Source organism: endosymbiont GvMRE of Glomus versiforme (genome assembly GCF_003546845.1).
In genome coordinates, this window is the sequence record NZ_NWVA01000006.1 from 1 (window position 1) to 18,735 (window position 18,735).

The window sequence follows — 18,735 nt, forward strand, 5'->3', positions numbered from 1 at the left end:
CTACTACTTCACACCTTTCTTTAAGAGCAGTTTGTTTTACTTTTCAGAAAAAGTTTTCATGGACTTTTAGTCCTCAGGGTTTGGTTCTTTTAGAATGGTTTTCATCATTATTCATACAGATTTTTTTATTATACATAATTTTTAACTAGATTTATTGATTTTTATAATTATTTTGGTGTTATTTATTTGTCATCTTGGTTTTTCTCTGATTTCATTCTTTTAGAAATAAATCTTTATTCTTTTTAGCAATCTTTTCGGTCTCGTTCTTTTCTTCGTCTGAAACTTGACCTTGAATTTTCTTTATCTTTACTTCGTCTTTGGATTTAGTATCAGTTTTCTCTAATCAAAACTCAATTTCACCGCGGGAAGTTTCGATATGAATATGAGCGGGCTTATTCTTGGTTATATCATTAACTTTGAAATAGCATCAATAACCCTTTATTTTCCAAGTTGGCATAAATTTATTCACAAGGGGCGTCAAAACCATAAATAAAGGCTTCAATCCCTAATACTTCATCAATATCAGGAAAGTAAATGTTTTCTCCTCTTTTTAACTCATATTTTCTTAATTTATCGGCACTAACATTTTCTACTCCTCATTTAGCAAACCAATCAATGGGAATGCTTAATTCTCGTCCGTCGTTTAGTTGGGCGGTTAATTTTTCTAGGTGAATGGCTAAATTAAGTATTTTAACCCTTTTTTGGGAAGTTTTGCCTTCTTTGGATTTAGGGAGAATTGGCTGCTTAACTGCTTCTTCTTGGGTTCTAGTTCGCATATTAATTATTTTTTAATTCCTGATTGTTTTATTTTGCCTGATTTGATTGGTTTTTTATGCTTCTTTTTGAGCTTACCAGTGCTTTTTTGCCAAGTTCTATTTTTTAATCTACTGGGAGCAAAATTATACAAATGGGTTTGGAGTTTTTTCTTGAATTCTTGTCTTTTTCTGTCTTTTTTTAGCTGTTTTTTACCAAAGAATTTTCAGTAGATAAACCAAACTAGAAAAAAAATCAGCAAGCACGGAAAAAGCAAAATCACTAATAAAAATCTAATGCTTGACATATTTATTTAATAAATCACTGATCGCTTTTAGTCCTCAGCAAATTCAGCCGAGAAAACTGACTATTCATTACTTATTTTTTGTTTTTTGCCCGGCTTCTCTGACTTCTTTCAGTGCTGTTTCCTGCTTGGAGAACTGTCTTTTTAGTCTCTTGGAGTTTTATTTTACCACTATGGAAAGAAAAAGTTTGATAGCAATTTAAGCAATTATATTCATTTTCACGGATATTTATCTTTTTCATTCGCACAGTATCAAATCAGTAGGTTTGCGGAATGTATTCACCTTTTTCGTTAAAGTATTTACTTAAATCATAGTTTATTTTGCCACAATTAGGACAAGTGAGATATTTTTTAATGATTACTTTGCCGTAAGTCTTGCGGGGGGCTAATTGGGCTTGGTTTCCGAACTGGGCTTGCTTTTTTCTTAAACGGTGAGCTCGTTTTCTTTCAGCAGGATTGGCGTATTTCTTGGGTCGTCCGCCTGTGCTTCCTCACTCGGATAATTGTTGCGAACTAACTTTTACTCCCCCCATAAGAGTATATTTTTTACGGCTTTTTACCATATATTTATTTTAGCAACAAAGCGGGACAAAAGCCCGTGTTAAAAGCCTTATAAAACACTGTAAAAAAAGGGTCTGGGAAACCCTAACTTATTATTTACTAGCATGCTTACTCCTCCATTTGCCACTTATGGGGTCTTTAATTCATTCATCACTTTCCGAGAAAGAAAAGTTAAGCAAAGTGTCAGTGTTCTCTGTTCGCAATAAACGACGATAGAAAGTTATTTGTTCTCCTTGGATACATTTATAAAAGGCTTCTCAGGTGTTTAGGCGATATCTGTCTTTTCTAAAAGAAATTCAGTGATTAGTTAAATGGTTAATTTGGAATCAAGTGCCAATGATTTCTCTGTTGCGTTCTATGGGTCCTTTAATGGTTAATTCACGGACAGATTTACCCGTGAGGAGGAAGCAAATATCCACTCTGGTATCATAGATAAAAGTGATATCAACAATATTATTCATTTTTATTTCCTCCTAAAATAAAAACGGGTAATCAAAGATTATTCATGCTTTACCTCCTTAATGCAGTTAACGCAATAATAATCACTAGCAATTTTTTTCATGGCAATAGTTAAATGTTTTTCATAACAATTTTGACAAGTTTCCGTTTCGGGACAATATTCATGCTCTACGGATTTTAATCAAAAGGATAAACTATAACAAGTTGAGTTAAAGAATTCGGACTTTTCAACTTCATTAGCATAATCACTAACTCATAACTGATAATTCTTTTCAGTGATATCTTGCTCGCTAATGGGTTGTCTACATTGTGGACATTGGAAATCTTTTAAATAGTCGTAGTTTTCAAAAGTTCCAGTGAATTTTAACAATTCGGCTCCCATTTTAGTAGGAACCTCCTTTCAATGCTTCGCTCTCGGCGACTGGATAATTAATTCGGCAATTCTGACACTGATAAGCACCTAAACAACCAATTCCGTTATTTGCTTTACATTCCAGGAGAGTTTTACCTTGCCGTCTTGCTTGGAGACGGGCAAACTTTCTTTTTTGGTGTTGGAGTTGGCTTTGAATGCTGGCCAATCTCTGACGGAGACTGTTTAATTCTCGCTCCGTAGCTTTGAGAATAAGCTCCATAAAGGCTTCTTTACCAGCTGCAAATTTTAGACTAAATTCAATTTTGTCTCTAAGAAAATATTCTAGCCAAAAACTATCCGGTTGCTCTTGATTTTTTTCTTTTTCCACCGCTTCGGTTAAGAATTGTTTACCAAATTTCTCCGTAGCTATTAAGCAATTAGCGAGATTATTCGCTTTTTTGGCTTTGATTTGACAAGTTTTTAACTGCTTTTGGGTTTGCTGTTCTTGCTGCTGTAACTCAGCAATTTGGCTTTCCAATTTAGTTTTTTTCTCACCTAGGAGAGAAGCTCCGTTATTTTGGTTTTTTTTATCGTTCATATCTATTTTCATGAGTGAATTTCAGGCGTCGCCGTATGAGACTTGGCGTTTGCCCCAAGGGTGGGGCGAACTGGAAAAAATATGAACTTGCTGAGGATTTTTTTCACTTTTTTATTTATAAAAAACCAACAGGGGTTCGCAAAATTTACTTATTAAAATTGATATGAACTTTAAAGATAAAAGAAACCTTTGAAAAAGGGATAATTACCTTTTAAGGATTAATTTGGGGTATCGGGGAAGCCGACATTTGGCGGCTTGGGCGATAGGAACTAGTTAAAACTTCTTATTATGTTAGGAATTCAACAAATAAGTAAAGAAGTAAACAAAAAAAGTAAAATCGGCAATGAGGATACTACGAAAAAAGTATTAAATGCTTTCTTAGAAGTAGCCAAGCAAAAACTAATCCAAGGAGAAAATATTAACTTTAAAAATTATTTTTCCATTAAGAGAAGCCTTGCCAAACCCAAAGGTAGTAAGAATTGCGGCAAACATGAAAAAGCCATTAATGTTTTCAAGCAAGCCAATAAGGGAAAAGGTATTGCCGTTTTTGCTAAATCAGACAAGTTTAAGAATTTAGTGCGAGATACAAGAAATTGTAAAGATTGTCAAAAGAAAAAACAAGACTTATTAAAATCAACTAAACCAACTAATCGCATTAGNTCCTTAACTGAATTAAATACTTGACAAGGAATTTTGCCTTTAATTTTGCTTCACTCATAACTAGTGGCTTGCTGACTATCACAGTCGGCTAACAAGACTTTAAATTTTTAAGTCCATGATGGTGTTTTACTTTTCACTTATACGATGGAGAGGATTCTATTATTCTTTGTTTTCTTTCATGCGACGCTGGATTTCTTTTAATAATTCCGACATTTCTACTTCTCGCAACACTCGGTTATTTTCTGCTTGTTGGTCTTTATAACGACCACAATCAGCACAAATTAAGTGAAATTCAGGCATATCTTTACAATATCAATACTTAATTTTTTTAATGGCACATTCCTCGCAGAATTTCCCTTGAATACTTGCCATTCAGCCACTACCTTCAAGTTTTATCACGGCTTCGTTTTTACGACATTCTTGGCAAGAGTGGTCGTATTCAGCATTAGTTTTTTGGTGGGAATTAATTGGTTTTTTCATACACTTCTACTAAAAATAAAACTTTATTTTGACACGCAGTGGTTCTCTTTAAATGAGAACAAAAATGTAATTAACCTGCCAAAAAACGCTGGATACGAGAAATGTTTGCCAGTTAAGTAGTTAAAACTTCTTATTATGTTAGGAATTCAACAAATAAGTAAAGAAGTAAACAAAAAAAGTAAAATCGGCAATGAGGATACTACGAAAAAAGTATTAAATGCTTTCTTAGAAGTAGCCAAGCAAAAACTAATCCAAGGAGAAAATATTAACTTTAAAAATTATTTTTCCATTAAGAGAAGCCTTGCCAAACCCAAAGGTAGTAAGAATTGCGGCAAACATGAAAAAGCCATTAATGTTTTCAAGCAAGCCAATAAGGGAAAAGGTATTGCCGTTTTTGCTAAATCAGACAAGTTTAAGAATTTAGTGCGAGATACAAGAAATTGTAAAGATTGTCAAAAGAAAAAACAAGACTTATTAAAATCAACTAAACCAACTAATCGCATTAGTTTCAAACCTAGTAAAGATTTTTGAACTGCTTCTAAACCTACGGCTAAAAGAAAAAAATAACCTTAAAAACACCGCTATTTAAATACCGCTATCTTGCTATATGACTATAATCGCCTTTATCAGCCAAAAAGGAGGAGTGGGAAAATCTACTTTAAGCCAAGCCCTCGCCACCGAAGCCACCAAAAAGAAACTAAAAATCTTACTAGCCGATTGCGACCCCCAGCAAGCGAGCAGTTATCAGTGAAGCCAAATTAAAAAAAGAGTTAATTGTCAAGTATTCCAGCAAGTAAAAGATATTTGACCTTTAAGCCGTAATTATGACTTAATAATAATTGATGGACCCGCAAGAACCAGCCAAGCCACCAAAGAAATAGCCGAAAAAGCCGATTTAATAATTCAACCCACCGGAGCAAGCAGGTTAGATTTAGTGCCAGCAGTGAAAGAATTCCATGCCTTAAAAGAAGCAGGCGTAAACAAGAAAAAATTATTATTCATTTTAACTCGCCTTGCCACCAAAGCCGAAGCCGAAGCCAGCCAGCAATATTTAAAAGTTAGTGGTTATCATTATTCTCCCCTAGTTCTCTATGAAAAAGCCAGTTATCGGCAAACGCAAAATGAAGGTAAATCTATCACTGAAACTAGATATAAAAACCTCCAAAAACAAGCCCAGCAACTAATTAACAATCTCCTTTCTTACTTATAAAAGATAGCGGTATCTAAATAGCGATATAAAAATATCTATATGTGAGAGAAATTAAACCGCTTCATAAAAGTAGACTTTGTTTGCGACAAATGCCAAAAAGAATTTAATAGAAAAGTAGCCTATTCTCCGGATTCTGATTTAGACCAATTAAAGACAACTTATTGCGGTGATTGTGTAAAAGCAAACGAGAAAGCCAATAATCACTGAAACAAAATTCATAAGAAAAGCCTCGGAGCAGTTCCCCAAGAAGCTAGTCAAAATTTACAAGCCCCAGAATTAGCCCCTAGTGATAAAAGAATTAGTGGTCGCACTAAACAATTAAATCTTAAAGTTAAAGAACAAACTTATTGAAAACTTAAAGAGTATGCTCTAAAAGAAAAATGTCTAATGACCGAAATCCTAGAAAAATCTTTGGAGTGTTATGGGAAACATCGTAAAAAATAAATAATAANAAAAAGGAGGAGTGGGAAAATCTACTTTAAGCCAAGCCCTCGCCACCGAAGCCACCAAAAAGAAACTAAAAATCTTACTAGCCGATTGCGACCCCCAGCAAGCGAGCAGTTATCAGTGAAGCCAAATTAAAAAAAGAGTTAATTGTCAAGTATTCCAGCAAGTAAAAGATATTTGACCTTTAAGCCGTAATTATGACTTAATAATAATTGATGGACCCGCAAGAACCAGCCAAGCCACCAAAGAAATAGCCGAAAAAGCCGATTTAATAATTCAACCCACCGGAGCAAGCAGGTTAGATTTAGTGCCAGCAGTGAAAGAATTCCATGCCTTAAAAGAAGCAGGCGTAAACAAGAAAAAATTATTATTCATTTTAACTCGCCTTGCCACCAAAGCCGAAGCCGAAGCCAGCCAGCAATATTTAAAAGTTAGTGGTTATCATTATTCTCCCCTAGTTCTCTATGAAAAAGCCAGTTATCGGCAAACGCAAAATGAAGGTAAATCTATCACTGAAACTAGATATAAAAACCTCCAAAAACAAGCCCAGCAACTAATTAACAATCTCCTTTCTTACTTATAAAAGATAGCGGTATCTAAATAGCGATATAAAAATATCTATATGTGAGAGAAATTAAACCGCTTCATAAAAGTAGACTTTGTTTGCGACAAATGCCAAAAAGAATTTAATAGAAAAGTAGCCTATTCTCCGGATTCTGATTTAGACCAATTAAAGACAACTTATTGCGGTGATTGTGTAAAAGCAAACGAGAAAGCCAATAATCACTGAAACAAAATTCATAAGAAAAGCCTCGGAGCAGTTCCCCAAGAAGCTAGTCAAAATTTACAAGCCCCAGAATTAGCCCCTAGTGATAAAAGAATTAGTGGTCGCACTAAACAATTAAATCTTAAAGTTAAAGAACAAACTTATTGAAAACTTAAAGAGTATGCTCTAAAAGAAAAATGTCTAATGACCGAAATCCTAGAAAAATCTTTGGAGTGTTATGGGAAACATCGTAAAAAATAAATAATAAGCATGAAAAACAATCAAGCAAAAACCGAATACCAAAAATATTTAGAAGAGTTATGCGACCCAAATTATTCAGGCGGCTCATGGGTTTTACCAGAAAATCCCACTCCTTTGGAACAAGCTAAACATGATATTTGTCGGCAATTTGTAAGCTATCAATTAGACACCAAAGCTAGCACCGCAGAAATAGCCCAAAAAATCCAATTAAGCAAAGCCGAAACAGAGGACATTTTATATTACCGCATTGATTACTTTACTTTGGACAGGTTGGTCGCTTATGCTACCCACTTACCATTAGAAATAAAAATGGTAGTCCAAAAAAAAGCTGACAAAACCTCCCCGCATGAGCGAACTGTTTAGTTTAATTGACGACAAATTTAGCAAGGAACATAACGAACAACAATGAACTTACTCTCTTCACTTTAATTTGGTTTTTAACAAAAGAATAATTAAATATTTAACCGTTACCGACTATACCTGAACCAAAAAGGGTCGGGAGACAATTACCAAAGAACTAATTATCAATATTTTCAAAGAAGCATTAAACGAAGCAATATTAGCCCCTGAACCCAAGAAAAATCCCCACTGGAAAAGAGACCATTTTGTTCCTCAAAGAATTCCCTTTGATGACAAAAAGTATAAATTAGTATTTTGGTTTAAAGATGGAACGGACAATCATTTATGAGTAAAAAATTGTCATCAACAAGACTAACAAAAACAACCTCAATTCTCCTCTTCTCACTCTCCCTTTTTGATTATACACCAATCCTCTAAATCTCGCACTCTCCCAACTCTAACCATGGTGTATAATCATTTTCTGTAACAAACATATTTTGGTTTCTTCTCTCTTTCCATGATATCTACTCTTATGTAAAAATATAGTATAAAAGAATTAGTGATACCACGGAAGCATTTCCATGCCGACCTTTCGGTGTGGTCGGGACCGCTAGGGCTTGTTTTACATTAGCCCCGTCATTAACTACCACGTTAATAACGCTCTCCTGTGTTAGATTTCTCTAATCAGGCTTCCAACTTATCGCTGTTCTTTTTGGTTTTTTAGGGAAAAGTTAGTAAAATAACTTCCCCAAAGTAAATAATTACAAAAAGGCTGTAATGCCCCTAGTAATTAGCTATTTTGGAAAGGTTATTTAATTCTGGTGGTTCCCGTGAGGGAATAAAAGAAATCTTAAATGGCATATAATCAAGCATTTTGTCAATGATTTTTGCGTGAGAAAAATGTTGACTAATAGATTTATATTCAATTCCACTAATTCGCTTTAAATAAGCAAAGAATTCAGTAGTGTTTTCTCATATGAGGTTATTTAAAGGAAAAAAAGAACCTCATGCTTTATACTGATAATAGCCTAAAAACTGACCATTTTTGTCATAATAAGCATTGCCAGGAAGCATAACCTCACCGCTGATTTTAGCGTCTCCGATTTTTTGCCCTTGATAGTAAAGAGTGCCGGTTTTCTTGCCTTGTAAATCTTTAATCGGAATTGGAATGCGAATATGCTTTTTCGGAGAAGTGATATAACCGCAACGGAATATTTTGGCTAGTTTAGTTCAGTTTGGTTGGTCTATATCAAGCCAAATAATAGCGGAGTTGTTTCAGTTATCTTTAAGTATACGCACGCAACCTCTCGCTAAATTATTCCGATCAATTTTTTGCTTGTATCAGTAATTATCAGCATTTCAGTTTTTAATTATGGGGTGCTTTAAGCCCAAGGGAACCGGGACAAAAGAGCGATTATTAACTAATAATTTTAAAAGTTGTTTTTGCTTTTTTTGTTGAAAAAGAGAAGGGGTTTTTGGTTCCCTTTGTGCTTTTAATTTAGTTCGGTATTTTTGATTAGCTAAAAGATATTTTTGTTTATTTTTTTGATAATAATTTGGTTTATGTTTGCCATGTTGGCTAATTATTTGTTTATTGCTTTTCATGATGCGATTTTTCTTAATTAGTTATCTTAATAATGACTTCTCTTTTAGAAAATTCACTAATAAACACTGAAAAGATTAGACTAGGTTGCTTTTACACTACCCAAAATATATTCAGTTATCCGCAGTTTCAAGAATGATTTAACCAAGCCTTAAAAGAAAGCAATAATCTAGTTTTAGAACCCTTTGCTGGCTCTAATAACTTAATCAAAATGCTCCAAGACGAAGGCTATAACTTTGATTTTGTGGCTTATGATGTAAATCCTGGCTCTCCCGAAGTAAAAAATAAAGATACCATTAAAGACTTCCCCCGTGGCTACAAATTAATCATTACTAATCCTCCTTACCTTGCTAAAAATTCCGCTTGTCGCAAAAAAATCACTTTTCCCACCACTGAATATGATGATTTATATAAATTATGCCTAGAAATAATGCTAAAAAATTGTGATTATGTGGGAGCCATTATCCCCGCTTCTTTTATTAATGCTGATTTATTTTTAGATAGATTACACTCTTACACTTTATTAAGCAGTCAAATGTTTACGGACACCGAAAGTCCCGTTTGTTTAGCCTTGTTTTCTCCGCAAAAGTCCAGTTCTGTTTATCTTTATGAAAATGATAGATATGTTGGCGAGTTATATTCTCTTAAAAAGGAGTTAACCAGAATTCTTACTAACTCCGTACCAAAAGATTTAGAACGAAGTCCTGATGCTTTATCCAGTAAAGGGTTAGAAAAGTATCTAAAAAAGGTTCAGAGAAAGTAAAATTATAAATATAATATGTCTGAAAAACGAGAATGTCCTAATTCCAAAACAGAAATAGTTGATTCAAGGGATAAACACTGAGACACCAATTTAGTTTGTGCTAAATGTTGTGCCAAAGCAAATAATTGCGGTATTTGTCGAGAAAGTTGACAAAGATGAGAAAATAGAAGGTAAAAAAACTTACTTATTATATAAGCATGCTAATAAATAACAATAAATAAAATACTTTATTTTCTTATACTTTGTTTAATTAATATGATAATTAAAGGCAAAAAAAGTAAAATCAAAAGAAAAACTATATAGCCTATAATTCAAGTCTTTTGCTGTTGCTGTCGGATAATAGAACACTTTTTACACACGGTCTCACTTCCCATTCACCAGAAGAAGAAACCACCCGACCTTTGAACTTCTTCTCCTTGGGGAATTGGTTTATGACAACGAGAACAAATCATATAAAATTTTTAAGCAGAGTTGGTTTTTTTTTACGAATAAAAATCATTATATAACTCTAAAACATGCTAAATAATAATGATACCTTTTGAATAGAACTAATTGAAACCAATAACCAGTTAGAGAAATTAAGCACTAAAATAGATGGTAAGCATTATGTCGGTTTCCTAGACTGACGCGAAAGAAAAGAGCTTGACGGCACGGTGAGAAAATGAAAAAGTGCTAACATGAGAGTGTGTAATTGAGAAAAATGTCAAACTTGTAATCCGCAAATAGAGGAAAAAGAGTTGTTTTAAATAATGCTGGTATTTGCCATTATTAATAAACAAACTTTTTCTTTGCTCCTAAAAATTAAATATATGTGGTGCTAAAACTACATATATAAATGAAGCAAAAGCGGTATTTGGTTTATTTTATCAGTGAAACATTTATTACTGATAAAGGTTATGAAATCTCTTTACGTATGAAACTTTGGCAATACATTGATAAAGTTCGACCTGAGTTTCCCCCGAAGGCTACAAAATGGAATGAATTGCTTTTAATTTAACTAAACCAAATAAAGAATTTGTTTTGTTGGATAATCATCCTGGTAAGTCGCCACATTATCATATCGACGATAAGAAAAAGCAAAAATTCTTTGCTTGAATTTCTCGTCCTGAAACCGAAAAAATGTTTTTAACTTTGGTGCGACAACACTTTGGTGATTTTGATTTTGAATTATAGTTATGAAAAAGTTTATTTTTAAATATGACCCACAAGCTTCCCCTCGTAGGATGTTTCAAGGTTTTTGAGAAGCAGTGGATACCGGCAAAAAACACATTCAACCAAAAAATTTAATGATTGCTAACCGTTTAGAAACCATTTATCGAGTAGCTAGTCAAGCCCGAATGGACTTATTAGCCTGTTTAGTAGCAGAGCAGCCCGCTAATATTCAAGAATTAGCCCAATTGCTTAATCGTGATTATNTTAACTACTCAAATCCAAGAATTACAACAAAAACTTAACCAACAACAACAAAGCGAAGAAGTTTTTAGAAATAATATTGAAGATTTAACAAATCAACTAGACACTGCCAGGCAAGAATTTCAAGAAAAAATAGATAGACAAAAACAGGAATTGCAAAGTCAAATCAACCAATTAAATCAACAGAATATTTATCAACAAAATCAGCAGACTATTACTAATCTTAATAGTTCCCTAACTATTGCTAATAATACTAACGGTCAATTGCAAACAGAGAATCAATCTCTCCAAACTCAATTAGAGCAAACTAAAAAAGATAAAGAGAAAGTAGAGAAAGAACTAGTAGACTTAAAACAGGAGCACCAAGAATTACAAAACCAAGTCCAAGCCCTAATGGCAGAAATAAGTACTGGTTCGCAGCAAATGGCTTTTATACAGCAGAGGGAATAAACAATCAGCAGCAAGAGCAAAAAACTCACTAATCATAAAATAATTAAGGTTTCCAATAAATAGCCTTTATTTTTAACCAAAAAACCATTATGTAAAAACGCTAAAAAGGTTAACGCCCTTCCAATTAAAAGTGAATTGCTAACGCAGTGATTTGGTGAGTATTCTTTAAAATAATTCTTTTTCTTGGGTTGTTTGCCACTAAAAGGAAAATAGCGGCTGTTTAATAATTGAACTAGTTTCATAATTAATTCATGAGTGATGCCATGTTCTAAATGTTTATCACAGTGAGAACTAATGCAGAAATATTTAATTAAGTGGTCATTGACCATAATTTTTTGGTCTTCTAGCGGATAAAGAAAATAGGTAATTACTTCTTTTTTGGCTTTTTTGGGGCGATGTTTCTTTGCTCGTCATGGAATATAATGTTTTTTAAAGCAACAAAGCCTTTCTGCTTTAAATCAACCCCCTACTCTTATACTTTCTTCACCTCCCCTTATATTTACCTAACAATAACTGCTGAAATTCCCCATTTTCCCGCAAGCATTTATTACAAATCAACTTTTCCTCACCAACTTTATCAGTTCAAAAGCGTATTTGGTTGCGGTTTTTAACTCCTTTATCTTTTTGCTTACCAACTATCACTCCTTCACAAAAACTACACCAAGCAAAATAATTCTTGCTCGCGGTTTTCTTACTTCTCTGATAACTCAGCCCACTCTTAATTACTTGGTCGGTGATTTTCTTTTGCTGTTTTTTAGTCAAACGCTTCTTTTTCCAACCGCACCACAAGCAATTCACCGGCAATTGCTCATAAGCCGCCTTTCCCGGCTTATTCTCTAAACGATAAATCAAACACTTATGACACCGGGGACACAGCCACAAGTTAACTTCTCTATGTGCTAACTCACAGTTCTGTTTACAATAATAGCATAAGTTCAGTTTCGTTGGTCAGCCGCGTTCTTGCCAAAGTTTTTGATAACGAGGGGTTTCTGGGGGTTTTAGGTTCCAAAGTGAACTCACTGGCACCAATCTAATTTCTGGTGAACTGCATCACTGACAAGTAGGAGTTTTGAAATGTTTCTTTCCTACTCTTTTTAAAGGAGATTTATTTATCTCTTTTGAATTAAAAATACTCCTCTCTAACAAATTATCACCTTTGCTTTTCATAGAGATATTTTTAATATCTGTCCGTCTATTGTCTCATTTAAAAAAAAGTAGCAAAAAAAATTTTCCTTCAAAAACCCTATTTTGCCCCATTTAATAAGGAAAATTAAAGGATTTTCCCTATTTAATACTTAAAACCTGTGCTTTGGATACAAAAAAGCACAGGCAAAAAAAGGAAAAAACAGCATCACTTATTAAAAATTTTAAGCCTCAATCATTATTATTTTTTTTTTATTAAGCCCGGAGGGCTTTTTGGACTGTGAAACAGTCCAAGTTATATAAAAATTAAGGCTGAATGTGCGGCGAAAATAGGAGAAAAAGAGTGAAAAACGCAACTTTTTTGTAATATTTACGCCGAATTGGAAGCCCCGAAGGGAATTGACGACCGAAGGGAGTCAACCCGAGGGGCGACAACGGCGGGTTTGAGGAGGGGGAAGAGATTGGTGACTTCAATTTATTAGCCAATTTTTAACAAAATGGAACATTTTATGTTTGCTGAAAGCAAAAAAATTGGCTTAATTGGGGGGAAAATGAGCCTGAAAGGCGAGTTCTGGGAAAAACGAGACGGAAGGGACTACTTTTTTTTTGCTACTTTTTTTTTGCTACTTTTTTTTAAATAGGGGGGGATGCTTGATTTTTGCTTAAAATTTAATGCTTTGCTATAAAACTATGAAGAAGCATTTTATTGTTTATGAAATGCTAGTGTTTAAGAATGCTTAATTACACACACACACACATTAAAATCTTTAATAAGCAATGGGTCAAAATAAACTAATTACCCGGCTTCAAAAAATAATAGAGCAAGAAATAAGTAAAAAATAGAAAACACGTAAAAATATATATAAAAACCGAGGGCGGATCAATACATCATTATGAAAATAGCCCTGAAAGCAAACTCTAATACAAACAAAAATCTTTCAAAGCAACAACCTGAAAAAGTAAGTCGCCTCTATAAAATAAAAGCGACAATTAGGGGAAAAGAAAGAATTTGATTAGAAGTTAGTTATCATTATAAAAAACGCAACTGCGAGTATCTGAAAGGTTGTAGGAAAAGAGGAGTTAGACCTGACCCCAACCGATTATTCAACAATAAGGTAATCCGTGATATGGTTCAGCAACTCCACAGAAAAGAACTTGAAAATAAGAAACCAAACTATTTTGCTTTTAGAGGAGTTATTGATAGTAGAAACAACTGAACCTACACTATAATTATAAAAATTGATGAAAAATTTCCTAAACTTGTTAGTTTTATAAATCTCCTTTATCTAAGCAAAAAAAAAAAGAAAATAAATAACCACATCATAAAAAATTCTTTATAACAAGATAAAAAATCAATGAGTGATAATCAAAAAAGACCAACATTTCCTTCCGAAGAAGAAATAGAAAACATTACTAATTACTTTTCTGACTCTAACTGCAAAGACATAAATGAAGGGTTGAAGTCTAATGCTAGCGAACTGGATAAAATAAAATATAGTCTTTGCCAATCTATCTCTCGCTACAAAAGAGAAAATAAACTTACTCCTAATGAGTTAGCTCGAAAATTAGAAATTAATGAAGATAAAGCTGAAAATATTTTATACGGAAGAATTAGTAAGTTTAAACTCAACGAATTAAAGTCTCTACATCAAAAAAATGCCCGGGAAGAAAAGGATAAACTAATTGATTATAATTCAGAACTAAACGACCTAATTCTCTTTACTGAAAAACTAGGAATTGAAAACACTGATTTTGTCGATATCCCTTTTTCGCAAGTTCCTAATCAAATTACCTCGCGCTTTCCTCATATAAAAATTAAGAAAAAATATGAAAGAGCATGAATTAGTAAATAATTACAAAAATTTTATAAAAACTGAAATTGGTCGAAAAGAACCAAGAAAAATAATAATATTTGCCCGGGCTCATTTATGCAGTTCTAGCTTATTAGAATGAGGAGGTTCTAAACGAAAAGAACTTATAAGTAAGGAGAAGTCCGATAAAATATGAAGTTTGTTAACGAATAATCCTGACAGTATTGATAATTACTATGTAAAAAACTTTGGCAATGGGAGCATGAACTATCTAACAAAAAAAAGCAAAGAAGTTACTGATAAGCAACTCAAAGAATTAATGAGACTTATTGAAGGAACGGAGAAGTTTATTAAAGAAGAATTAGAAAAAGGGACTGGATTTGAAGGAGAATTTGAAAGAAAATTTCCCCAATTCATTAAGAGCGAAGAAGAAAAATGGGAAGATTACGAAATAGAACAAGAAATAAATGAAAAAGACTAGTAAAATAGGGGGATTTAAGCCCACAATAAAAGTTTAGTATAAGCAATTAATTGACGATAATGTTGCTCAGAAAGAGAGTTTAATTCTTGAACCATTTTGGCTTCTTGGAAATCTCGTTTGGTTAACTCTTGCCAATAGTTTTGCCACTTATTTCTTTGGTTAGCATCTAAACGATTGTAAAAAGCTAATAGTTCTTGTCTTTCGGATCGTAATTGCTGATTGATTATTGGTTCATTTCTCATCATGATATAAGTAGTTTTACTAATTGTTGGTGACTATATTTCTTTTGGCAATATTGTCATAGATAAGCCGTTAATTCACTATGAGGAGAAGAATGGCCTCAATAAATGTCTAAATTATGTAAGACAGCATGAGTAATTTCATGACAAAGCAAATAACTTAAATCTCCTTGGAGAAGTGGTTGACAATAGGTAGGATTAAGAGTAATTCAGCTTTCATTAGTTAAGGCTCAAGTTATACCAGCAAATTCTTTTGGCACTCGTTGAAGTAACTCCGCAAATTCTTGTTTTTGATGCAGGTCATTAAGGTTTAAACGAAGAGACTGAGCAATTTGCTTATTATTAGAGATTTCAGTGAACAATTTTTCGCTGTAAAATCCCTTGAAAACTACTTGCTTATAAGGAATAATGTTGAGATAATGACAACCAATTTGATAACAATCTTGGATAAGGTCAAAGAGAGACAATTGGTTTGGGGAGTTCATAGGTAGATTTTAAGTATTTTTGGCGAAATTCACTTAAAAATGGTGAAAAGAGGAGGTTTTGCATTATTAAAGAGCAGAGCGAGGTGACTGGATTATTTTTTTTTGGTTCTTTTTTTTAAATGAGGTATTGCTTGGTAATTTCTTCTGGATAAGAAACTGTGCTCACTAATGAATAATTCTGCCCATAAGTTTCTGGTCTAGTTTCAATTAAATTAATAAAGTATTGACTCTTGAATTTAATTAGATTCTTGTTTTTATTCTGATAAATATATTCTTTTGCCATAGAGAATTTTATACAGGTTATTTTTTAGATTTTTTTTCTTTTTCAGAAATAGAAAATAATTCCCAAGATTCCTGCTAATAAAAGTAAAGGAATCCCAATTCAAAGAATTTTTCCAGTAGTAGATTTTCAGTGATATCATTCAAGTTCTGGTTGGATTTGATTTGATTTTTGTTCTTGATATATGAAATCGGAATCTTTTAAGTTACTAATGTTAGTTGATACAAAGTAAACATTTTCATTTTGAACTCTTCGGCAAGGTTTATAATCAGGCATTGCATAAATCTTGTCTCTACACAAGTTTTCTATACTTTCTGAAATTATTCCCGGACTGTCATCAATAAAAATATCAAAGTCTAGGTATTTATCACGCAAGACTTCTCAGCGGTAAGGAATATGTCTACCATTTTCTCCTCTAGCAGTTTCAGTTAATTTCAGTTGGCATTGAGAAAATTTACCTCAAGTTTTAGAGAAAACTTTTTTCTTTCGGGTTAATCCTTGACCTTTACCTCTGCCTTTGCGATAGGAGCTGATGATTACTAATTTGCTAATTAGTCCTTCTTTTAAGGCTTTTAATAAGTCTTCAGCAGGAGAAAGAAAAGGAGCATTGGTAATCGCATCAATCCATTCCGAAGAACAATAATAATTTTTCCAATAAGCTTCATTTTCGCCTTTTTCTCCTTTATCGTATTTGCGAACAAGATCGAGAGATTTTAGGTATTCGTCAAAAGCTTTTTTTTCTGCTTCAGTTCCGCCTTCAATGTTTTTTATTCTCAATTCACTAGTTAAACCTTGTCCATAACGAGCAATTTCAAAGAATCTCTTAAAAAACTCTTCAAAAGTTGAGTCGACTTTGCCAATTTTATTTCCTATTTTTCAAACCGCCAAAGGCTGGAAAGGCTGTATAACTTCATCCCAATCAGCGACTATGATTAGTGGTCTGTTTTTCTTTTTGTATTCCTCTCGAATAATATCGAGAAGTTTATGAGCCATCTAGGCTTGATTTGTGGTTATATAAATAAGAGAGGAAAAATTTCATAATTTCAAATTAAACTCTTGTCAATGCTTTTATTAATTATTTTTAGTTGGTTGGAGGATTTTTGCTTCTTGAATAAGAGTTTCCTCTTGTTCCTGATGAACTTCTTCCAAAACTTCTTGATTCTCTTCAACAATGTCTAGTTCAATCTCATCAAGTTTTTCTTTTTTCTCTTTATTCCTTTTTCCTGGGCAACATATTAATTCACTTAATCTGATACTTGGTTCTAACTTAAAACAGAAAAAAGACAAGACATTACCACAAGTAAATTCAAGTGTTCCTAGTGTGCAGCAATAATTGCCATCGATGATTGTTGCTTCTGATTCCTTGGTTTCTTTACTTAACTCAGGAGAAAGATTAGCATTATTTACAGTGTTAATTGGCATAGATTGGTTATCTATACTTTGCGAATAATTGGTATAACTTAAATTAGCATTATCACCAAAGACACCAACGTTTACTAAATGACCTCCCACGCTTAGTGAGCCAGTAAAATTAAAAGAACCAGTAGTAGACCTAACTGGACTTCTAGTTAAATTATTTTGATTTTCCATGATACTTATATTTTTAAGCCTTATCTCTTCAAGTTAATCACTTGTTGTGCTTTTGCTCAATTTGAGCTTTTTGAGAACTGCCTACAATTGCCGAAGTTGAAGAACTGGCGGTTGATTGATAAGTAATAGTTTTTAAATCAGCATTATCACCAACTGTGCTATTAATAATTGCATTACCAGCAATGTTGTAGTTATTGATTATTTGCTTTTCTTGTTGGTTAATATCTTTTTTTAGTTGAACTATTTCCTCCTGTAAAATACAAATTTTGTCTAGTTCTTCAATTGACAACCTTGTTTTTTTAGCCAATTTAGCTTCTATTTCTTCTTTATTAGTGATGACTGATGGAGGTTTTCCGTAAAGAATTATATCTTTTTGAAATTCCAAAATTTTTCTTATTTTTCCTTCTATCTTTTCTTTGTTATATCCTCCTAATAAACCCGGGATAGTCTTTTTTGCATACTCTCTTTGCATTTCATCTAACTTCTTTTCTTTTCGTTCAACATTCGTAAAAGAAACAAGTTGTTTTTCTAGTGCTTCTTTTGACTTTTGCAATCTCTTTATCTTCTCTAATATTTCATCGGTAGCAAGAGACTTTTCTAAAGGTTGTATTTCCTTAGTTCTTGCTTCATTTTCTTTTAAAAGAGAGTTTAACTTACTCTTTAATTTTTGGTACTTTTTCTCAAACTCATTAGAATCCTCTAGGACTAATAACTGAGGAAGATTATTGCTTTCTTTAAGTTCTTTCTTTAGCCTTTTATTTTGTTCATGTAAATCAGAAATCGTTTCTAACAAATCTCGAGGTCTTTTTTTAGCTAGCTCAACTATCCTAAAAGCTCTTCAATTGCCTTTATAGGATTCTTGCTTTAAAATTTCCACTAACTTAGTATTGCTATAAGAAAGTTTTTCTAAACTTTTAGGTAAATATTCTAATCCTGAATTGATTTTTATATTGCCATCTATTTCTAATTCTTCTAAATTTTCCAAGTTTATTAAAAATTCTAAATTAGTTAAAAGATTTCTACGAACATTCAATGTTTTTAACTGGGGACAATTTTCAATTACTAAATCTTGCATTCCACAATTTCAAATAGTGCATTCTTGTAATTGAGGTAAATTTTTGAGAGTTACTTTGTTTATATTCTCAATATCTTGTAAATGTAATTTTTCTAATTGTAAATAACTTTCAATGATTAATTGTCCCTGGAAATTTTCATCTGTGAGTTTTATTTTTTGTGCTGTTTTAGGATATTCTTTATCGAATCACTCTTGATTGTATTTCATGATAT

Annotated in this window: 34 protein-coding genes; 17 read left to right on the plus strand and 17 right to left on the minus strand. The window is 32.8% G+C overall.

Going from position 1 to position 18,735, the window contains the following annotated elements:
- Window positions 1-178: 178 nt before the first annotated feature.
- The 7 genes from GvMRE_RS09330 to GvMRE_RS09360 all read right to left on the minus strand — a co-directional run bounded on the left by GvMRE_RS09330 (window position 179) and on the right by GvMRE_RS09360 (window position 3,027).
- Window positions 179-457, minus strand: a complete 279-nt coding sequence (locus tag GvMRE_RS09330; RefSeq protein WP_147410923.1) for a DUF4160 domain-containing protein — start codon at window positions 455-457, stop codon at window positions 179-181.
- Between the two features lie 4 nt (window positions 458-461).
- On the minus strand, window positions 462-776 hold the full coding sequence (locus GvMRE_RS09335; RefSeq protein ID WP_147410924.1) for a DUF2442 domain-containing protein: 315 nt from the start codon (window positions 774-776) through the stop codon (window positions 462-464).
- Window positions 777-781: 5 nt separating this feature from the next.
- A complete protein-coding gene (locus GvMRE_RS09340) occupies window positions 782-1,060 on the minus strand; it encodes a hypothetical protein (RefSeq protein ID WP_147410925.1) in 279 nt (92 codons plus the stop codon).
- A gap of 71 nt (window positions 1,061-1,131) precedes the next feature.
- Window positions 1,132-1,620, minus strand: coding sequence for a hypothetical protein (locus GvMRE_RS09345; RefSeq protein ID WP_147410927.1), 489 nt, complete (start codon window positions 1,618-1,620; stop codon window positions 1,132-1,134).
- 90 nt (window positions 1,621-1,710) lie between these two features.
- Window positions 1,711-2,079 (minus strand): hypothetical protein, encoded by a 369-nt coding sequence (locus GvMRE_RS09350; protein ID WP_147410928.1) that lies wholly within the window; start codon window positions 2,077-2,079, stop codon window positions 1,711-1,713.
- 38 nt (window positions 2,080-2,117) lie between these two features.
- Entirely contained in the window at window positions 2,118-2,459 is a 342-nt protein-coding gene (locus GvMRE_RS09355) for a hypothetical protein (RefSeq protein ID WP_147410930.1), read from the minus strand.
- Window position 2,460: 1 nt separating this feature from the next.
- A complete protein-coding gene (locus GvMRE_RS09360; protein ID WP_147410932.1) occupies window positions 2,461-3,027 on the minus strand; it encodes a hypothetical protein in 567 nt (188 codons plus the stop codon).
- A 288-nt stretch (window positions 3,028-3,315) separates the two neighbouring features.
- Between GvMRE_RS09360 and GvMRE_RS14545 the strand changes: the two genes are divergently transcribed.
- Complete coding sequence (locus tag GvMRE_RS14545) at window positions 3,316-3,747, plus strand: HU family DNA-binding protein (RefSeq protein WP_147410933.1); 432 nt, start codon at window positions 3,316-3,318, stop codon at window positions 3,745-3,747.
- 99 nt (window positions 3,748-3,846) lie between these two features.
- Here the strand turns inward: GvMRE_RS14545 and GvMRE_RS09370 are convergent, their stop codons facing one another.
- Window positions 3,847-4,167, minus strand: coding sequence for a hypothetical protein (locus tag GvMRE_RS09370; RefSeq protein ID WP_147410669.1), 321 nt, complete (start codon window positions 4,165-4,167; stop codon window positions 3,847-3,849).
- Between the two features lie 135 nt (window positions 4,168-4,302).
- On the opposite strand from GvMRE_RS09370, the gene GvMRE_RS09375 reads away from it, so the two are divergent.
- The 7 genes from GvMRE_RS09375 (at window position 4,303) to GvMRE_RS09405 (ending at window position 7,566) form a co-directional block, all read left to right on the plus strand.
- On the plus strand, window positions 4,303-4,734 hold the full coding sequence (locus GvMRE_RS09375) for a hypothetical protein (protein ID WP_147410670.1): 432 nt from the start codon (window positions 4,303-4,305) through the stop codon (window positions 4,732-4,734).
- Window positions 4,735-4,774: 40 nt separating this feature from the next.
- Complete coding sequence (locus GvMRE_RS09380; protein ID WP_147410671.1) at window positions 4,775-5,377, plus strand: ParA family protein; 603 nt, start codon at window positions 4,775-4,777, stop codon at window positions 5,375-5,377.
- 39 nt (window positions 5,378-5,416) lie between these two features.
- Window positions 5,417-5,821 (plus strand): hypothetical protein, encoded by a 405-nt coding sequence (locus tag GvMRE_RS09385; protein ID WP_147410673.1) that lies wholly within the window; start codon window positions 5,417-5,419, stop codon window positions 5,819-5,821.
- A gap of 19 nt (window positions 5,822-5,840) precedes the next feature.
- Window positions 5,841-6,407, plus strand: a complete 567-nt coding sequence (locus tag GvMRE_RS09390; RefSeq protein ID WP_147410934.1) for a ParA family protein — start codon at window positions 5,841-5,843, stop codon at window positions 6,405-6,407.
- A gap of 39 nt (window positions 6,408-6,446) precedes the next feature.
- Complete coding sequence (locus GvMRE_RS09395; protein WP_147410673.1) at window positions 6,447-6,851, plus strand: hypothetical protein; 405 nt, start codon at window positions 6,447-6,449, stop codon at window positions 6,849-6,851.
- Between the two features lie 9 nt (window positions 6,852-6,860).
- Window positions 6,861-7,214 carry a helix-turn-helix domain-containing protein gene (locus GvMRE_RS09400; protein WP_147410935.1) on the plus strand — a complete coding sequence of 118 codons (354 nt, stop codon included), beginning with the start codon at window positions 6,861-6,863 and terminating at the stop codon, window positions 7,212-7,214.
- Window positions 7,198-7,566, plus strand: coding sequence for a hypothetical protein (locus GvMRE_RS09405; protein ID WP_147410936.1), 369 nt, complete (start codon window positions 7,198-7,200; stop codon window positions 7,564-7,566). The genes GvMRE_RS09400 and GvMRE_RS09405 overlap by 17 nt, the downstream gene beginning before the upstream one ends.
- Window positions 7,567-7,973: 407 nt before the next feature.
- Here GvMRE_RS09405 and GvMRE_RS09410 read toward each other — a convergent pair whose 3' ends face one another.
- Complete coding sequence (locus GvMRE_RS09410) at window positions 7,974-8,795, minus strand: hypothetical protein (RefSeq protein ID WP_147410938.1); 822 nt, start codon at window positions 8,793-8,795, stop codon at window positions 7,974-7,976.
- A gap of 32 nt (window positions 8,796-8,827) precedes the next feature.
- On the opposite strand from GvMRE_RS09410, the gene GvMRE_RS09415 reads away from it, so the two are divergent.
- Both GvMRE_RS09415 and GvMRE_RS13835 read left to right on the plus strand, forming a co-directional pair.
- A complete protein-coding gene (locus tag GvMRE_RS09415; protein ID WP_147410939.1) occupies window positions 8,828-9,556 on the plus strand; it encodes an Eco57I restriction-modification methylase domain-containing protein in 729 nt (242 codons plus the stop codon).
- Between the two features lie 15 nt (window positions 9,557-9,571).
- Window positions 9,572-9,730, plus strand: a complete 159-nt coding sequence (locus GvMRE_RS13835) for a hypothetical protein (RefSeq protein WP_172575352.1) — start codon at window positions 9,572-9,574, stop codon at window positions 9,728-9,730.
- A gap of 53 nt (window positions 9,731-9,783) precedes the next feature.
- Here the strand turns inward: GvMRE_RS13835 and GvMRE_RS09420 are convergent, their stop codons facing one another.
- A complete protein-coding gene (locus GvMRE_RS09420; protein ID WP_147410941.1) occupies window positions 9,784-10,008 on the minus strand; it encodes a hypothetical protein in 225 nt (74 codons plus the stop codon).
- A 63-nt stretch (window positions 10,009-10,071) separates the two neighbouring features.
- Between GvMRE_RS09420 and GvMRE_RS09425 the strand changes: the two genes are divergently transcribed.
- From GvMRE_RS09425 to GvMRE_RS14635, 3 genes are all read left to right on the plus strand, one after another.
- A complete protein-coding gene (locus tag GvMRE_RS09425; RefSeq protein ID WP_147410942.1) occupies window positions 10,072-10,302 on the plus strand; it encodes a hypothetical protein in 231 nt (76 codons plus the stop codon).
- A gap of 226 nt (window positions 10,303-10,528) precedes the next feature.
- The gene (locus tag GvMRE_RS09430; protein ID WP_147410944.1) at window positions 10,529-10,729 is read left to right on the plus strand and encodes a hypothetical protein; all 201 of its coding nucleotides are present in this window, start codon (window positions 10,529-10,531) and stop codon (window positions 10,727-10,729) included.
- Window positions 10,730-10,893: 164 nt separating this feature from the next.
- A complete protein-coding gene (locus GvMRE_RS14635; RefSeq protein WP_484454269.1) occupies window positions 10,894-11,010 on the plus strand; it encodes a hypothetical protein in 117 nt (38 codons plus the stop codon).
- 862 nt (window positions 11,011-11,872) lie between these two features.
- Here GvMRE_RS14635 and GvMRE_RS09445 read toward each other — a convergent pair.
- The gene (locus tag GvMRE_RS09445; protein ID WP_147410787.1) at window positions 11,873-12,586 is read right to left on the minus strand and encodes a hypothetical protein; all 714 of its coding nucleotides are present in this window, start codon (window positions 12,584-12,586) and stop codon (window positions 11,873-11,875) included.
- A gap of 137 nt (window positions 12,587-12,723) precedes the next feature.
- Between GvMRE_RS09445 and GvMRE_RS09450 the strand changes: the two genes are divergently transcribed.
- The 4 genes from GvMRE_RS09450 (at window position 12,724) to GvMRE_RS09465 (ending at window position 14,854) form a co-directional block, all read left to right on the plus strand.
- Window positions 12,724-13,044 (plus strand): hypothetical protein, encoded by a 321-nt coding sequence (locus GvMRE_RS09450; RefSeq protein ID WP_147410947.1) that lies wholly within the window; start codon window positions 12,724-12,726, stop codon window positions 13,042-13,044.
- Window positions 13,045-13,455: 411 nt separating this feature from the next.
- The gene (locus GvMRE_RS09455) at window positions 13,456-13,902 is read left to right on the plus strand and encodes a hypothetical protein (RefSeq protein ID WP_147410948.1); all 447 of its coding nucleotides are present in this window, start codon (window positions 13,456-13,458) and stop codon (window positions 13,900-13,902) included.
- A gap of 15 nt (window positions 13,903-13,917) precedes the next feature.
- The gene (locus GvMRE_RS09460; protein ID WP_147410949.1) at window positions 13,918-14,415 is read left to right on the plus strand and encodes a helix-turn-helix domain-containing protein; all 498 of its coding nucleotides are present in this window, start codon (window positions 13,918-13,920) and stop codon (window positions 14,413-14,415) included.
- On the plus strand, window positions 14,390-14,854 hold the full coding sequence (locus tag GvMRE_RS09465) for a hypothetical protein (RefSeq protein ID WP_147410950.1): 465 nt from the start codon (window positions 14,390-14,392) through the stop codon (window positions 14,852-14,854). The genes GvMRE_RS09460 and GvMRE_RS09465 overlap by 26 nt, the downstream gene beginning before the upstream one ends.
- Window positions 14,855-14,868: 14 nt before the next feature.
- Here GvMRE_RS09465 and GvMRE_RS09470 read toward each other — a convergent pair whose 3' ends face one another.
- The 6 genes from GvMRE_RS09470 to GvMRE_RS09490 all read right to left on the minus strand — a co-directional run bounded on the left by GvMRE_RS09470 (window position 14,869) and on the right by GvMRE_RS09490 (window position 18,730).
- Window positions 14,869-15,099: a hypothetical protein gene (locus tag GvMRE_RS09470; protein WP_147410951.1), complete on the minus strand. Its 231-nt coding sequence runs from the start codon at window positions 15,097-15,099 to the stop codon at window positions 14,869-14,871.
- Entirely contained in the window at window positions 15,078-15,578 is a 501-nt protein-coding gene (locus tag GvMRE_RS09475; RefSeq protein ID WP_147410952.1) for a SprT family zinc-dependent metalloprotease, read from the minus strand. Before GvMRE_RS09475 ends, GvMRE_RS09470 begins: the two co-directional genes overlap by 22 nt.
- A gap of 115 nt (window positions 15,579-15,693) precedes the next feature.
- The gene (locus GvMRE_RS13840) at window positions 15,694-15,861 is read right to left on the minus strand and encodes a hypothetical protein (RefSeq protein ID WP_172575353.1); all 168 of its coding nucleotides are present in this window, start codon (window positions 15,859-15,861) and stop codon (window positions 15,694-15,696) included.
- A 24-nt stretch (window positions 15,862-15,885) separates the two neighbouring features.
- Window positions 15,886-16,851: a hypothetical protein gene (locus tag GvMRE_RS09480; protein ID WP_147410953.1), complete on the minus strand. Its 966-nt coding sequence runs from the start codon at window positions 16,849-16,851 to the stop codon at window positions 15,886-15,888.
- A 78-nt stretch (window positions 16,852-16,929) separates the two neighbouring features.
- A complete protein-coding gene (locus GvMRE_RS09485; RefSeq protein WP_147410954.1) occupies window positions 16,930-17,448 on the minus strand; it encodes a hypothetical protein in 519 nt (172 codons plus the stop codon).
- Window positions 17,449-17,461: 13 nt separating this feature from the next.
- Entirely contained in the window at window positions 17,462-18,730 is a 1,269-nt protein-coding gene (locus GvMRE_RS09490) for a leucine-rich repeat domain-containing protein (RefSeq protein ID WP_147410955.1), read from the minus strand.
- Between the last annotated feature and the right edge of the window lie 5 nt (window positions 18,731-18,735).